The organism is candidate division WOR-3 bacterium, assembly GCA_039801365.1.
GTDB lineage: Bacteria > Hydrothermota > Tepidihabitantia > Tepidihabitantales > Tepidihabitantaceae > JBDRUN01.
In genome coordinates this window covers 1-15,973 of record JBDRUN010000061.1, presented here as the reverse complement: position 1 = coordinate 15,973, position 15,973 = coordinate 1, and the positions used below count along the sequence as shown (strand labels likewise).

Annotated in this window: 14 protein-coding genes; 2 read left to right on the top strand and 12 right to left on the bottom strand. The window is 56.6% G+C overall.

Annotation, left to right across the window (positions count from 1 at the left end; genetic code table 11):
• Positions 1-244 precede the first annotated feature (244 nt).
• Positions 245-676: a hypothetical protein gene (locus ABIL25_08045; GenBank protein MEO0082226.1), complete on the top strand. Its 432-nt coding sequence runs from the start codon at positions 245-247 to the stop codon at positions 674-676.
• A 21-nt stretch (positions 677-697) separates the two neighbouring features.
• On the opposite strand, the gene ABIL25_08040 is transcribed toward ABIL25_08045, so the two are convergent.
• Complete coding sequence (locus ABIL25_08040; protein MEO0082225.1) at positions 698-1,978, bottom strand: ATP-binding protein; 1,281 nt, start codon at positions 1,976-1,978, stop codon at positions 698-700.
• Between the two features lie 179 nt (positions 1,979-2,157).
• Here ABIL25_08040 and ABIL25_08035 point away from each other — a divergent pair, with 179 nt between their 5' ends.
• Positions 2,158-4,218: a glycosyltransferase family 39 protein gene (locus ABIL25_08035; GenBank protein ID MEO0082224.1), complete on the top strand. Its 2,061-nt coding sequence runs from the start codon at positions 2,158-2,160 to the stop codon at positions 4,216-4,218.
• Positions 4,219-4,335: 117 nt separating this feature from the next.
• Here ABIL25_08035 and ABIL25_08030 read toward each other — a convergent pair whose 3' ends face one another.
• The 11 genes from ABIL25_08030 to ABIL25_07980 all read right to left on the bottom strand — a co-directional run.
• Positions 4,336-6,204, bottom strand: a complete 1,869-nt coding sequence (locus ABIL25_08030; GenBank protein MEO0082223.1) for a DUF6044 family protein — start codon at positions 6,202-6,204, stop codon at positions 4,336-4,338.
• Complete coding sequence (locus ABIL25_08025) at positions 6,176-7,708, bottom strand: hypothetical protein (GenBank protein ID MEO0082222.1); 1,533 nt, start codon at positions 7,706-7,708, stop codon at positions 6,176-6,178. Before ABIL25_08025 ends, ABIL25_08030 begins: the two co-directional genes overlap by 29 nt.
• A complete protein-coding gene (locus ABIL25_08020; GenBank protein MEO0082221.1) occupies positions 7,709-9,010 on the bottom strand; it encodes an oligosaccharide flippase family protein in 1,302 nt (433 codons plus the stop codon).
• 73 nt (positions 9,011-9,083) lie between these two features.
• Complete coding sequence (gene pseI, locus ABIL25_08015) at positions 9,084-10,133, bottom strand: pseudaminic acid synthase (GenBank protein ID MEO0082220.1); 1,050 nt, start codon at positions 10,131-10,133, stop codon at positions 9,084-9,086.
• 1 nt (position 10,134) lies between these two features.
• A complete protein-coding gene (locus ABIL25_08010; protein MEO0082219.1) occupies positions 10,135-10,512 on the bottom strand; it encodes a MaoC family dehydratase in 378 nt (125 codons plus the stop codon).
• Between the two features lie 48 nt (positions 10,513-10,560).
• Positions 10,561-11,106: a UDP-4-amino-4,6-dideoxy-N-acetyl-beta-L-altrosamine N-acetyltransferase gene (gene pseH / locus ABIL25_08005; GenBank protein ID MEO0082218.1), complete on the bottom strand. Its 546-nt coding sequence runs from the start codon at positions 11,104-11,106 to the stop codon at positions 10,561-10,563.
• A 73-nt stretch (positions 11,107-11,179) separates the two neighbouring features.
• Complete coding sequence (gene pseG / locus ABIL25_08000; GenBank protein ID MEO0082217.1) at positions 11,180-12,235, bottom strand: UDP-2,4-diacetamido-2,4,6-trideoxy-beta-L-altropyranose hydrolase; 1,056 nt, start codon at positions 12,233-12,235, stop codon at positions 11,180-11,182.
• A gap of 11 nt (positions 12,236-12,246) precedes the next feature.
• The gene (gene pseF / locus ABIL25_07995; GenBank protein ID MEO0082216.1) at positions 12,247-12,966 is read right to left on the bottom strand and encodes a pseudaminic acid cytidylyltransferase; all 720 of its coding nucleotides are present in this window, start codon (positions 12,964-12,966) and stop codon (positions 12,247-12,249) included.
• On the bottom strand, positions 12,963-14,153 hold the full coding sequence (gene pseC / locus ABIL25_07990; protein ID MEO0082215.1) for a UDP-4-amino-4,6-dideoxy-N-acetyl-beta-L-altrosamine transaminase: 1,191 nt from the start codon (positions 14,151-14,153) through the stop codon (positions 12,963-12,965). The genes pseF and pseC overlap by 4 nt, the downstream gene beginning before the upstream one ends.
• Complete coding sequence (pseB, locus tag ABIL25_07985) at positions 14,134-15,153, bottom strand: UDP-N-acetylglucosamine 4,6-dehydratase (inverting) (protein ID MEO0082214.1); 1,020 nt, start codon at positions 15,151-15,153, stop codon at positions 14,134-14,136. Before pseB ends, pseC begins: the two co-directional genes overlap by 20 nt.
• Positions 15,154-15,550: 397 nt before the next feature.
• On the bottom strand, positions 15,551-15,973 hold a 423-nt coding region (locus ABIL25_07980; GenBank protein ID MEO0082213.1), incomplete at its 5' end, for a transposase.

The following is a 15,973-nucleotide window of genomic DNA, read 5'->3' as shown; positions in this document are numbered from 1 at the left end:
GCTCATGATTCGAGTACAAATGTATTCTGAGGCAACGGGGCGTCCTCGAGTACATCCATATATGAGGCAACAGGGCGCGCCCGGGCAACAAGAAAGCGGTCGACCCCGGTTGCAGGACCGGGAACGTGGCAAAGTGGCGGATGTCTGGCGAGACCGGTAGTGACTCACTTAGCTTCCGGCGTCCGACGCACGGATTGACAACCACCGCCTGGTGAGTAACTTGGAGTTTCAAAGGAGGCCCCGAATGCGCCATATTTGGACACTGCCCGTTCTGGCTGCGTGCTCGCTTGTGTTTCTTACCGGCTGTCCTAGTCGGGCTACGGTCAAGCCTGTCATCGAGACGAAGCCGGAGCAGAAGGTAGTCGAGCGGTTTCTCAGGCGGATGATTGACGACGACGAAGAAGGAATGAAGAAGCTGATATCGCCGCAGTGGATCGAAGAGAACGACATTGACCTCAACGACTACCGGGTCAATGCTTACAGCCCGCAGGACTTCGAGATTACCAAAGTTAAAGGAACGAAGGTGACGGCAGAAATCATCTTCGGCGACGGCGACGCGCACCGGCTGGAGTTCAGGGTCAGGAAAGAAAATGGCAAGTACTACATCGTCCCGGGGTTATACGACGAAGACAACTGGATTCACCCCTGGACCGACGTCGAAACCAATGTCCGCTAGCAAAGTTTGGTCTGACCAGCTTCAAAAGGCAGAAAGCTGGTTGGTCTTGTAGTATTTGGCTGAACGGCTCCGTCCGCGCAGCACAAGCTGACCCTTCTTCACAAGATTGGCAAGAATGTAACCGGCTTGATGCGGGCTGACCCGCAACAGCGTGCGGACGATCTCGTTTGTGACAAACCGTTTGTCCTCGGGCATCTCGTCCAAGTAGGTAAGAATCGTGTTCTCAGCGTACGCGGTCTCGGCCCGGCGGAATATCTGGTACCCGACGCTCTGACGCAGACTGGCGTAGACCTTCTTTGACAGTCGGTAAACCCGGCCTTTTTTCTGGCCGAAAGGCTCCAGCAGACCCCGCACGGCCATCGAGTTCAGAACTTCACGGGCCTCGTTCTCGCCCCGCTGCAGGATGCGCTGGGCCTCAGCCTGGTCAATCTCGCGGTTACGCTTCAGAAAAGTCAGCACAAGAAGGTCATAAAGTCCCAGCTCGCGGCCCTCTTTCTGCTCATCGGCCACAAACCGGGCGAATGTCTCATCCACTGTCGTGCCGGCTTCGGTTCGACCGCTCCGGAGAATCACGCGGACAAAGTCCGAAGTTGCCTCATAGCTTGGCGGCTCCTTGCCAAAGGACAGCATAATGTGGAACATGCGCTTGACTCCAACCCCGGCCCGTTCAACAAGGCGCAATCGCTGTAGTACTTCGGCGAGCAGCCGGTTGCGGGTAACCGGCTCATGACCGAGAACGTTCTCGGCGGTCACGCCGCCGAAAAAGCCGCCCGGACTGGAAACCTCGATACGGTCTGGAAACTGACGCAGGTACACCGGATTGTTCCGTCCGTAGTCGCGATGAACCAGTGCATTAAGCAGCGCCTCGCGATAGACCTCCTGGGGAAAATCCGGAATCTCGAAATGAAACATGCCCAGTTTTAGCCGGAAGATGCGGTTGTGCGGTTCGATTGCCTGACTGAACTGCTCCAGCAGCGCAAGCAGCGGACTGTGTGAGTCAACACGGCGGTCGTACTCGGTCTGATTGCGCATGTGCAGGTAGATCGCCTCGTGCCCGGGAACGGCACGCCTGATCGCTTCCCCGGTACCCACAAAAAGCAAGCCGGCCACGGTCGGCCTCAGCGACGGTGCGGCCACGAGCAACCCTAGTCTGACCAATAGCTCCACGTCCGACAGTCCAAGCAGGTCTGATCCCGGCTCTTTGGCAGAAAGTACCCGGCGCAGCCGCTCGACCTCTAGCCGGTCAATTGCTTCTGGGCCCAAATCAAGGACCTGGGCTGAGAAATCAGACGACGCAGCCATCCGTCGCTCATCATATCGCCCGCCTCTATTCAGTCAAGCAGACGCAGCTGTGTAGTAATCTCGGCGAAGAGAAGCCTAGCGATGCATGTGGGGCGTACTGGTGACGCAGTGCTGGCAGCGCACCACCGTACCCAGTCCGGCAAGGGCCAGTGCTGCAGTCCGGGCTGTTGACACCGAAAGTGCAGCCGGTAACATGGCGCATCGAAACCTCCCCGCTGATGGACCCGCAGCCATTCGACGCGCAACCGCGCCGGTCCACAGTAGTCAGCAGGGCCGAAGCCTGGTTTCAGCGTCACACCGACCTTGTCGCACTGGCGGTTATTGCACTCGGTCTACTCTACCGGGTCTCGATCGCGCTGCCAAGCTTCCTCAATCCGGATGAAGCCAGCAACGTCTTAGTCGCGGCCAGTCCGACGTTATCGACGGTAATCCAGCGAGGAATCGGTGGCCCTCATCCTGTACTCTACATCGTCTTTCTCCACTTCTGGCGCCTCTTGGGCACTTCTGATTTCATGCTTAGGCTCCCATCAATCCTTGCCGGTACGGCCGCACTGTGGTTTGTGTTCCGCTGGCTTTCAGCGGTATTCAACCGGACCGCTGGCATGGCTGGAGTCATCATGCTGGCGTTTGCGCCAACCCCTGTGGCCTTGCTCGTCGAGGTGCGTCAGTACCCGTTCCTGCTCATGTTCGCGTCGGCTGGCCTACTCCTGCTGGAACTCGCCTTCCAGCGCCGGTCGGCTAAGGCCATGGCGTTCTCCGGACTTTGCTTCATACTAGCCCTTGCCAGCCACGCCTCCGCCGTCTGGCTGTTGATCGCACTCGGTACGTACGGCATCCTTCGCCTCCTGTCCGAGCGGCAGCCGGTAGCCGTCACCGCGGCTTGGGTTGCCGGCCAGATCACGATCGCGGTGTTGGCGGCCTACGGCTACCTTGTTCAATTCTCGGCTATACGCGGCAGTCCCGCTGATCTGTACGCCAGAGAGAATTGGCTCCGGGGGCACTACTTCCGACCGGGCGAGGACAATCTTTTCATCTTTACGGCCAGGCAGACCGTTGCCTTCTTTCGCTATCTGACCGGTCTGCCTGCGGCCGGAGTCATCGGGGCAACGATGTTGCCAGCTACCGCAGGACTGCTATTCGTGCTCGGTTGCCGAGGCGCTGGCGGCCGCGCGCAGCATCGCACATTCGGACTAGTCGTGCTGCTGCCGTTTGTCGTCGCGTGCATCGCAGCCATCGGTCGCGCGTATCCATACGGAGGCTCGCGTCACGACGCCGTGCTGTTTCTTCCGGTGGCGGCGTGCCTGGGCTACATCTCCTCCCTGCTTACCGCGCGGCGCATATTGCCGGTGCTTGGTGCTAGCGCGCTACTCGTGCCGGCCTGGATTGCCACTGCCAGACCAGCCCCCGACCGCATCCATCCAACCAACCAGCGCCGCGGGTTGATCAGAGCGGCAATCAGCCGCATTCGTGAGACGGTTCCACCAGACCGTATCATCTTCGTTGACCTGCTGTCCCAGTACATGCTCAGACACTACCTGTGCCGTGACGCCGCAGTGGCTACGCCTAGCCCGCCGGACGAGTTCGCTGAGTACGTTTGCGACAATTTCAGGCTGGTCGCGTCAACTCGATTCTACACCTTCTCTGAAGAATCATTTGGCGACGAGTTCGCGCGAATGGTACGTGCGTATCGGTTGCACCCGGGCGACACGGTTCAGGTAGTGTCGGCAACTTGGGGCACCAATATCGTGGACCGCCTCTACCGGTTCCATAAGGTAATCTACCCCGCCGCGACCGTTCTTGGAGCCAACATCGGCATGTTCAAGCTGCCGGTTGGCGAGGAAATCACAACTGCAGACCTGTTACACGAGCAGCAAATAGTCGGTCAGGAGTTCGCAACATTTCTCAGAGCCATGGCACGGAGCCCAGAACCTCGGCCGGCCGCCGTTTTATTGCCCGCTGAGCTGGACAATGACTCGCTTCGTGCCCTGGGCAGTGCGGTCGCTGCACGCGTCGTTTCCTATCGCGAATTCTATCAATCGGTGCGTGCCGGCCAGCCACTTGTAAGCTACCTACCAGCATTGGCCCTCTGGTATCTGCGCTCATCGGAGCGCCATCCGGAATTCATGCGTTACATGGACGACTGGGAGAACTACATGTCCGGGGGCTGCCGGTTCACTATGCTCGGGGTCAATAACGACTCGATCGCCGGGGTCTATCTGGTTGAGCTCGCGGGTGAATAGAGCATCCTTCGGGCAGCGTGAATCGCTGTCCGGCTCCGGTTGCGCATTGTGCCGGTGCGAACGATCGCAGCCGACGTGACGCCATCTGACCAAAACACTGGCGGAACGCTGTGCTGCTTACCTCCGCTGCGCTGACACCGGCTCATCCCTGACTCGATAGAGAAATATCCTCCACGGCGAATCGTCGTTCTCAAAGACGCCCAGCAAGCTCAGATCATTGGTCCAGTCGTTGACAATGTCAACCGCCGAAATGATGTACTCGCCACCAAGCGCCCGCAGGGCCGCGGTGTTCAGCTCGAGATTGTACACCCGCGCTCGCCTCTGTTTTGTGTACATGAGTTCATCGAGCTCGGACGAAAAGATGTAGCAGCGGCTGCCCCAGGTATCGAAGTATTCCTTCCACTTGGGCGACTTTTCCAGTTCCCACTCGATAATTTTCCTGAATGCGCGTTTGTACCAGAGCGGATAGCTAGTACGGTATCCGTCGAGCGTGTAGAAACCATTGTATTGGGCGACGGCCGGGAAGATGCCAAGGCTTACTACGCGGTATGAACTCTGCGGCCGACCAATGAATTCGGCAATGTCTCGAAACAGCTCTTCGGAGAAAAAGCCGCGATATGTCATCTCGCCAGCGGGTGGCCGTCCCATGACTTTCCGGACGATACTGTCCACATCGTTGAGCCGGAGCCTGTTACTATTAGCAACGAACTGGAACTGAAACACAAGCAGTGCGACCGCGTAGTACTTGCCACTTCCAAAGTAACCCAGGTCAAGACTTGCCACCATCAACAGACACAGGGCGAAGATGATGTACCAGATGGTCGGTTGCAGGAAGTAGAACCGGTCAAACTGGAACACTCGAGGAAGGAATGACATCGCATTCCACTGCAGGAGGCCCCGGAAAGCTGAAATCGCAGCGGTCGCGCCAAGTAGTACAAGTATCCACTTAAGACTCCGGTTTCGTCTGAATCCCGCAAAAAGGGCAATCGGAACAGCCAGCAAGAAGATGTACTTATGCAGGCTCACAGCATGGTCCTGACCTTCAACGAGATTCTCGCGGGCAAGGCCAAGCGCACCCGAGAAAGTCAGCGATGTTTGTGCGAACTCAGTTCGGTGGGAGACGTATCCCGAACCGGCGAAGAACTCATAGATAAGTCGGTGGTTCAGAACGAAATACCACGCCAACAGTAGTGCCACTGCCACAAAGAACCGTCTGTTGGCCCTTCGATTGCATACCCAGTCGACTACGAAAATCAGGGCCAGAACCGCGACAATAAAAACACCGGCCGTCGCCAGCGAGGAATACAGAGGGAAGAACAACACGATGGCATAGTCCCAGATCCGGGCCCGGCACCGTAGGAAATTGAAGAAAGCGGCGAACAACAAAGGCTGGCCGGCAATGCTCACGCCGTAGGCGGTATGATGCGGCAGTATTGCCCAGCAGAGCGCCACACCGGCCAAGAGCGCTTCGTTGACCCAACTGTTTATCTGCTCCCGAAACAACCTTCGCAGCAACAGCAGCATGCCAACGAAAGCGACGATGTGGACCAAGATGTCGTTGACCAAGTAGGCGGCGAACGGTTCCAATACAACCCATAGCACGCCTATGACAGAAAGAAAGCGGGTGTAGCCGATCCTCGGCGTTCCGAGCCGCAGAAATGGCTCGATCAACCCGCTACCGGAGTCGGGGGACGCCAGATACCGATTCAGGAACGTCAGGCTTGGCACGGTGCTGTCAAGATTGTCATGAATTCGAATGTGCGAATCATCCCATAGAACTACCATTGGCAACAAGTACAACACTAGAACCAGCGTGGCAAAGCCGATTATGAGCTGGGTGCGTGTCAATTTCAGCCCTGCGAGCGTCAGTACGCCTGCTTCTTTGGCAGCAGATTTGGACGGTGACTCGACTTCAAGACGCTGGCCATTGGCACCGAGGCACAGGCCCCAGTTCTGCTCAGGCTGGCTGGTTTCCTGGTTTTCCACGGTTCACATTCCGGTCGAGTCTCGCAATAAAGTCCCGGATGATCTCGGAATTGCTCCTGATACCAGCAGCCTCGGCGCTTTTGTCGGCCCGGGGCCGTTCGTTCAGAATCCTGTGAATGGCACCTAGCAACTGCTCCTTGGACAGAGCAGGATAGGCCCACCCATCACTAATGAAGGACGAGAATATCCGGACGCCTATTTCGCTTACAATGATAGACTTTCTTGAGAATTCCTTTGCCTCCGCGACTGAACTCGAATTCACCGTAATGTGCAGGTCGCACAGCCGGAACAGGATCGGCAAAGGCAGGCGGTTAGACAGCTCGTACTCGACGTTGCTCACGTCCCGGAACGCATTCCGATACCTCGCCGCTGTCGAGCCCTTCATGTGATGGTGATACCTTACGTACCAAGTGACTTCTCCGGCCGTATCTCGGATCGCATTGGGTAGCCAGTCCGGTATGTCGAAAGCCGGGGGCAGGGTGAGCAGCACAACCCGGCCGCTACCCTGGCGGAGCATCAGGTGGTCGTACACCGCAGCATAGCGATTATCGTTAGCTTCTGGGTATTTCCAGAAGTTGTTCCAAAGGTTACCGCCTACGTAAACATAAGGCAGCAGGCTCTTGTCGTCGCCCCACGCCCACACCGCGTCGCGGTCTCTGTCTTCCCAGACCCAGAACGCATCCGGCAGAAGATCGTACCGGCAATTGACATTCCTGTAACCGTTGTAGAGCAGCGACATTTCACCGTAATACCCGTGCTGGATTTCCACCGTGTAGATGCCGAGTGCCTTGCACGCGAGATTAAACCCAAAAGCCACATTCCCGTAGTACGGGGAGTAGAAAGACATGAGTGCCCCCTTTTTTCCCAGCTTACGCAGAAAGTAATCCTTCAAGGCCAGGATGAGCCGCGCCGATCTTGTAAGGTCATTTACAAAGGTGTCAAGACCTACCCCATGATAGTCCAAAATCTCTCTGAATCCTTTTGTTCCCAACGCCGTCAACTCCTGTCGCGGGCGTCGTCTTCTCAGAAGACTCTTGAGCGTAACCCGGTCAATCTCGCCCTGTATCAAGTCAGAAGGGTTGTATCTAGGTACCCGGTACTCATGGTCAATGGACCACTCCAGTGTGCTGCAGCAGTAGCCGCTTTTGCTGAGGGCGTCGAAAAACGGGTCGCTTATCCGGTCAAAGAAGACATTCACGACCCTGACTCTCCGCTTGGGGTCGGTCAGGAACAGAACGTCCGCGGGCCCAGGCGCATGAATCGAGTTGGTCCGGTCCCGGAATTCGCCGTACACCATTGTTCCATAGGACAGCACTCCCTTGGCGGCGAGCTTGACTATGTCCAACAGGGACCTTGCGCCAAAGTTGGTGGCTGTTAGTTTCACCAGTTGGAGCAAGACAACAGGCCAGACTCTAAGACCATCCACCTGCAGTCGACTTACGTCGTGTTCGTACTGAAACCGATGGACCAGTTTCAGCCTCTCGACCTCGTTGAAAAATGACATTCACGCTCCAGGTTCGCTCGCCGGTAGTAGGGCCCGCAGCCAAGGTAGGGGAAGCACGGCTTGAACCTTTATCAGCAGCATCAATAACAGCGTCAGGGTGGAGACGCTGAAGGCATAGGCGATTCCTTGGTAACCGAACCACTTGGCGAATGCGTAGCTGAGCACGAGGAGCAGTGCTATGTCGGCGATTGCCACAAAACCAATGTAGCGTTGCTGACCGTACTTAATCAGTATGGGCTTGACAAATATCGCGCCCCCCACAAACATCAGTCCGGCAGCCAACCAGGGGATGAATTGTCTCGACGGGTAGTAAGCAGGCGTTGTCATCAACCTCAGGACCGCCCCGGAGAAGATCGACACAAGAAGCCCCCCGAGGAGCAATACGACCACGTTGGCATACAGTACTTGCACAATGTATCGTCGGTTCATGCTCGACGGCGCCGACAGTCTCTCGAAAAGGAATGGAGCCAGCGATAGATTCAGCGTCGTGGCAAGAATCATAACTGCGTTTGCAATGTTGTACCCAACTGAATAGACGCCCAATAGTTCCTTGCCGAAGTAGTACTGCATCAACAGAAAACCTAACTGAGACACGACGAGGGAATAGGAAGAATCTGCCATTAGCGTTAGGGCAAACCGGAAGATAGCATTGTTCATTCCTCGGTCGAGCGCCAGTGACAAGAGGCCGTTCCGGGCCAGATACCAGACCGACATCCCGGCTGACAGCGCATTCGCGATCATTATACCGAATGCCCTTCCTTTCCACCCGAGAAGTAGGACGGCAACGAACACGACCGAGGCCACAAAGTTGAGCAGCGTATTGGCAACCTGATGGCAACCGAAGACCAGTACCTTCTTCTGGTTTCTGATGACGCCGAGAGTAACCTGAAACAGGCTATAGGTGAACGCTGTCGCCGGCACCAAGAGAAGCCAGCCCAGGGGAAGGCCCAGCAGGCTCGGGAAGACGAAATACAGAAGCGTGACCAAACAAAGAATTCCCAGCGAGAAAATGCCGACAACAATAAGCGAACCACCGATGAGTCGCGCGACATACTCCCTGGGCCTATCAAAGAAGAAATTCGATATGAACGCAATCAAGGCCGGGGCTGACAGACTGCTGGCAACAGCCACGTAAGTCACAAAGAGGGACACGTTCGCATAATCCTGGGGCATCAGATACCTAGTAAGAATGGGCAGGAAGAGAAACGGCAGAGCGTTGTTGATTGCCGCCGGCAGGAAATAGCCGCCGGACATCTTGGCGATGTCTTTCAGCCGCTTTAGATTAACGGTGGGGCAGTTCATAACGGCAAGCACTCCAGCAGAAGAGACGGTATGGGTGCGGACAAACGAGGGGCGAAGCGAGGCTTCATCGCGCTCAAGCCACCATGTCGCGAGACAAGGGTGTGCCGCGCGCGATGTCCCTAACCGCCCTTCGGCCTAGTACCTCCGGTAGATACTTTGGGGCCAGGCCGTAGCCAGGTCGTATTGAGCGGACGTTCTTGTTGGTAAATATCTCGCCTGCGTGGATGTCCTCCACAGCAAACAGCGACCGACGGTATGAACGGGCTACCGCTTCATGCTCTGTTACCCCATAACGTACCTGGCCTAAAGCCTTTTCAGTAGTTCGGATGGCATCAACCATTGCCTTGAACTCGTGCGGCTCCAGCGAGAAGGTACTGTCCGGGCCTGGCGTAGCCCTGGTCAGCGTAAAATGCTTCTCGATTATACACGCGCCAAGTGCGACCGCGGCCACGGGAACGGTAACTTCCATGGTGTGGTCTGATAATCCGACCGGAGCCCCGAACGTCTCGGCCATGTGAGGAATCGTACGCAGATTCATCTCTTCTGGCGGGGCTGGATAGCCGCTGTTGCATTTAAGCAGGGCCAGTTGCGAGCAGCCCGCCTGTCTAATAGTCGCCACCGCTTCTTCGATTTCTGCAAACGTCGCCATTCCGGTTGACAATATGATCGGCTTACCAGTTGCTGCGACTTTGCGAAGGAGGCCGGTGTCAACCAGTTCGAATGAGGCAATCTTGTAGGCAGGCACGTTTATTTTTTCAAGAAAGTCAACGGCGGTGTCGTCGAATGGGCTAGAGAAGAGACTCAGGCCAAGCTTTTCTGCAACCTCTTTGAGCTTGGGTTGCCACTCCCATGGCGTGTATGCCTCGCGGTATAGGTCGTACAGGTTTTTGCCGTCCCAAGCGGTTCCTTTGATGCGAAAGTACTCGTTGTGACAATCTATGGTCAGCGTGTCCGGGGTGTAAGTTTGCAGTTTGACCGCGTCGGCCCCAGCTTCTTTCGCGGCTTGAACAAGTCTGACCGCCTGCTCGAAGCTCTGGTTGTGGTTGGCCGACAATTCGGCAACGGTGTACACCGGTTGCCCAGCGCCGATAGCGTGTCCGTTGATGGTAATGTGCGCCGGCACGTCAGTCACCTCCCTCTACCAGGACCACTGCCTTTCCACGAAGCACAGTCCTGCCGTTCTGGTTTGTGCACACGGTCTCCAACGTGGCGATAGGCTTGTCTCTTCGAAGCCTCACGACGGTTACGCGAGCCGTGATCGTATCACCAATCATAACCGGTGCCTCGAAGTTGAGTGACTGACTCAAGTAGATGGTCCCCGGGCCCGGTAATTTCGTTCCGATGACGGCCGATATTAGTCCGGCTGCGAGTACTCCGTGAACGATTGGCTGGCCAAAGCGAGTTCTGCGCGCCAACTCGGCGTCCAGATGTATGGGATTGGTATCGCCGGTCAGTTGTGCGAATTGGACGACATCCGACACCGCAAAGGTTCGAGATAGCATTGCGGTCTCACCAACTTGCAGGCTCTGATATCTGGCAGTCGTCATATATTAGAGTAACCCCCTGTCTTTGAGGCGGCGCTCGATGCCAGGCTTCAGAGTAATCCACTGTGAACGAAGCATGGCAAGACACACAATGTCATGCGGCCTGCCACTCTTCCAAATGTGCTCCCGGAACGTGCCTTCAACAGAGAACCCAAAACTCCTGTGCATGTTTGCCACTGCTTCGTTAGAAGCAAGGACTTCGCAGCATAGTTTGTTGAGTTTAAGTTCGTCGAACACGTAACTCAAGATCGAATACTCGACATAGCTGCCTATGCCCTTTCCCCTCACACTTGGGGCAGCTAAGTAGAATGCCCAATAACACCGACGGTTCTGTCGATCGATTTCAGTAATACCGGCCAAACCCACGTCCTCGTTGTCACATACTACTATCCAGTAGCGACAAGTTTGGTCCTTGAGTACGCGCTGGAACCAGCACCTATGTTCCTCAGGCGTAATCCGGTGGTCGGTGTACATATACCGAGCCACCTCGGGCCTGTTTCGCCACTCTAGTACCATCTGCTCGTCGTTTACGGTAATGTCTCTTAGCCTCACCGACGCTGCTCGAGTCTTCCCACTATTATGCCCTCCCGCTTGCGGGTGGGAAATAGGGTGATGATGGACCATATTATCCTTTCCTTTCTCTCGCGCAACGCGCGGCCAAGTACTCAACGACAGTAAATGCGCCAGTGCCGTCCACCAGCTCTCGGCCAAGGGCAGCCATGCGGCACCGGCCGCGGTAGTCCCGACACAGCCGGAGCGTCGCATCGCGTATTGTGGTCGCGGACACTCGGGACGCCTTGCCGAGACAGACCACGGCCCCGTTCTTCGCAGCTTCACGCATCGCCATTGTCTGGTTGTCAGCTATCACCAAAGTGATCGTCGGCACGCCCATAAATGCCAACTCCCAGCAAGTACTGCCGCCGGCGGAAACTGCGACATCCGCCCAAGCCATCAACTCAGTAACGTTCTCTGGCTGCTGCTCTAGTCTAATGCGTAAGTCCTGTTTGCTGGCAACCAGCCTGCGGACCTCGGCTTCCAGCGTTCTGCGGTACATGTTGCCTGCACCGACCATAACAACCACCTCAAGCCCCTTGACCGGTATCCGCCGTAATGCGCGGATAACCTTGAGGGTAACATTATCCGGGTCGCTACCCCCCATTGTAACAAGCACCCGGCGAGCATCTGGCGGCATCTCGTGCTGCCAGCAACGCCACTTGAGAAATTCAGTCCGCAACAGCGCATAGCGCGGACCGAGTAACAGTCTTGTATCCGGATCACATTCGTAGCACAGCCTTTCCGCTCCCATGTTCTGGTTGAGCAACACGTGGGCGTGATATTCGGACCAGTGCGCCGTGTCATCAACTACCAGAACCCGCACACCCGCTATGCGCGCTTTTTGTTGATACTCTGGGTCGAAGTGGTAACCGTCCAGCACCAGCCATTCCGGCGTGTACCTGCGAATAAGCCGGGCCGTCGCTGGCCAGTCTTCCGGGTCCGGGTGGACAGCGGGCAACGATATTAGCCGGCACCCCTCGTCACGGATCCGTTTTCGCAGTCCCGGGCTGACAATCCGACCAAAGAATATGACGTCGCCGCCTCGCTTCCGCCAGGCCTGCGCCAGAGCCAGGCACCGCATCACGTGGCCAGTTCCCATCCGGGATCCGGCATCAGCACGGATCACTAATGAGCCTATCACTTGTCTGGTGCAGCTGGCTGAATGCCAGTGAACCCGGCGGCCGCAAACATCCTTTCTGCGACCTCCCAATCCTCTGGTGTGTCTATATCCTGTACGAGGTAGCGTGGCACGAAAACAGGAACAGCGTCAGATGAGAACATCCGCAGTTCACGCCGGTACTTCTCGACGTCGCACCAGTAGAACTGACCGGCGTCGTGAAACGTCACAGGAAGATCCTGCGACCGTTTGCTCATGTTCTCAGGCCAGAGCATCTCGATGCGCTCACGGTCGTTTACTTTCAGCGCACGAAAGATGGAATATGGGTACGTCGTGACCGAGAAGGCCGAGGTTGCACGCTTTTCCCGCAGCAGCCTCAATCCCCGCCGAATATCCTCAGGTCGTACAAAAGGCGCGGTCGCATAAATGCAGCAGGCGTAGCGGGCTGAATAACCGTGTTTCGCAAGCCAGTTCAGGGCGTGAAGAATCACGGCGTCGGTTCCTGTCAAGTCGTCAGCTAGCTCTACCGGGCGCCGGAACGGCACTTCAGCTCCGTATTCCCTCGCGATTTTCGTGATAGCAGCGGAGTCGGTAGATACGATGATACGATTGAACACACCTGACTTCCTTGCAGCGCGGATTGAGTGGGCGATCACTGGCAAACCCGCAAATATCTTAATGTTCTTACCCGGAATCCGCTTGCTACCTGCCCGGGCGGGAATGATCGCGACGACGTTCAATTCCGGTAGGCCCCGGTTACTTTAGTCAGCGCCCGTGCCACATCGGACACGTCGCCATCGTTCATCGCTGGGAAAATAGGTAGCGTGAGCAACCGGCCATAGGCATACTCGGCGACGGGGTAATCGCCGAGCTTGTAGCCGAACCGGCGCTGATAGAACGGATGTAGGTGCACCGGGATATAGTGGACGTTTACTCCAATGTTCTCAGCGCGGAGGGCAGCGAAAAAGCGAGCTCGGTCCACCTTCAGCCGCTCAAGCCTCAGTTGTACTACGTAGAGATGATAAGCATGTTTGACATCAGACCGGACGCGGAGCGGCCTCACCTCTGGTAGCTCGGCGCAGACCTGGTCATAGGCCGAAGCTATTTCCCGACGGCGCGCGACCCACTGTCCAAGCTTAGCCAGCTGGCTGATGCCAAGCGCACACTGTACATCGGTAATCCGGTAGTTGTACCCCAGTTCGGACATCTCGTAGTACCAAGAACCCTGCTCTTCCCGCTGGCGGCAATCAGCCGTGATGCCATGATTCCGGAAAATGCGCATGCGGCTGGCAAGTTCTGGGTCATCCGTTGTTACCATTCCGCCCTCACCCGTAGTGATATGTTTCACTGGGTGGAATGAAAAGACGTTTAGACTAGCCAGGGCGCCAATCTGGCGCCCCTTGTAGCTACCGCCAAGGGCGTGACACGCATCGGCAACCAGCGTCAGCCCATGCCTGCGTGCGAGGTCGTTCAGGGTGTCATAGTCGCAAGCCTGGCCCGCGTAGTCAACGGCAATGATCGCGCGCGTACGCCGTGTTATCCGCGCTTCAACCTGCGCCGGGTCAAGCAGCAATGTCTCGGCATCTACATCTGCAAAAACCGGTACCGCACCTTGATAGACAACACTGTTTGCCGTTGCCACAAAGGTCATTGTCGGGACAATCACCTCGTCACCGGGCCCGAGCCCAAGAGCAAATAACGCAGCATGGAGCGCAGCCGTGCCACTGCTTACCGCGACCGCCTCCGCGGCACCCACTGCCTTCGCAAATGCGGCTTCAAACTCCGCCACCCGGGGTCCGGTCGTCAGCCAGTCTGAACGCAATACCGATGTTACTGCGGCAACATCGGCCTCGTCGAGATATTGGTGGCCATATGGTAGCAGCCTGTCACGAACTGGGCTACCACCTTCAATTGCCAGTAGTGACATTCTCTCGTACGTCCTCTAGCCCGGCAATCTTTCGAAGCTCCTCGATGGTCAGCCAATGCGTATTGCGGTCACTCCTGTAACAGAATCCATCAGGGCACGGCCGGCCGCCGTGGAGGACACGGTCTCCCGCATCCCAAGAATGAACTACCGGTAAGATAGCATAGTAGTCGTCGTATTCCACCGCGTGTCGCGCGTCGTCTTCTGAAACCAGCGTCTCGTGAAGTTTCTCTCCAGGGCGGATGCCAACTATCTTCAGTGTGCACTCCGGTGCGACCGCTCGGGCAAGGTCAGTAATGCGCATACTTGGGATCTTAGGCACGAATATCTCTCCGCCCCGCATTCGGGCCAACGACTTCAGCACGAAGTCAACCCCTTGCTCCAAGGTAATCCAAAATCTGGTCATCCGCGTGTCGGTTATAGGGAGCGTCCCAGTGGCTCGTAGACTCAGGAAATATGGCAGCACACTTCCCCTACTACCGACGACGTTTCCGTATCGCACAATACTGAATCTAGTGGCGCGGGCTCCGGAGTAGCTATTGGCGGCCACGAATAACTTGTCCGAGCAGAGTTTGGTCGCACCGTATAGGTTGATGGGGTTAGCGGCCTTGTCGCTGCTTAGCGCTATAACCCTCTTGACGCCCCGGTCGATTGCCGCGTTGACTACATTCATGGCGCCCAGCACGTTGGTCTTCACCGCCTCGCTTGGGTTGTACTCAGCGGCAGGCACCTGCTTCAGCGCCGCAGCGTGCACAACGATGTCCACGCCGTCGAAGGCACGGTACAGCCGCTCCTGGTCGCGCACATCACCAATAAAGTAGCGAAGGCAGGGGTAATGTTCTTCGCCGAACCGCTGACGCATTTCGAACTGCTTCAACTCATCGCGACTAAAAATAATAAGTTTCTTCGGCTTGAAGCAAGCCAGTACACGCTGGGTGAATTTCTGCCCGAACGAACCGGTCCCGCCCGTGATCAACACGACCAGGCCGTCCAAGTTCACCATATTCTTCGTGTCACAGGACGCACTAACCGCGGCGTCAGCAGCGTCTTCAAGCCCAGCTTGAGGCTCACAACGCATGACTCAGGTATAACGACGGAACTCCGACGGTCCAGGCTGGCTGCAGCGGTAACATTCTGGTTGATGGCGGGCAAAGGGAATCGAACTGGCCGTGCTACCTCCTGTGCACTTCTGGCTCATGGACTATTTTAGCAGCCGCGATTTCTGGGTCAAGCGAACGGACGCCGGGATTACTCACCGGTCTTCACATTGAGCGGTGACTAGCTATCTCAGACCGTGGATTGTGCGTCATAGAAGCAACCCGGCCTTGTTGTCAACTGGCTCAACTCCCGCCATGGCGCCAGGTAGTGTCAATTCTTTTGTGTAACTTCCGACTGGCATTTTACGCTGCCGGCTTTCTTGCCTTAGACTTTGCTTGAGACCGGTGCTTGCGCCCACAGCGCTGCTCCCACCGTTTGTTCGCCTTCTGAAACAGCGCACACACGATTCGAGCACAACTCTCGTCGTTGGCAAAAGTACACATCGGCCGCGTCCGCTTCCGTAACTCTCGGAACTGCCGCTCTATTACATTGGTTGTCCGCACCTTCTTCCACAACTCCGGTTCCTTCCGTAACACCCGCATATGTATCAGCAGTTCCTCGATGTCTCTCTCCAGGCAGTCCACGGCCTGCTCCTCTTGCTTCCGCCACTTCTTCACCCACTGCCGACAACGCCGCTTCGCTGCCAGGTAGCTCTTCGCCTGGTATATCCGCCGCGCACCAGCCAGACATTCCTCTCTATGCTTCGCCTTCAGCTTGTTGGCCAC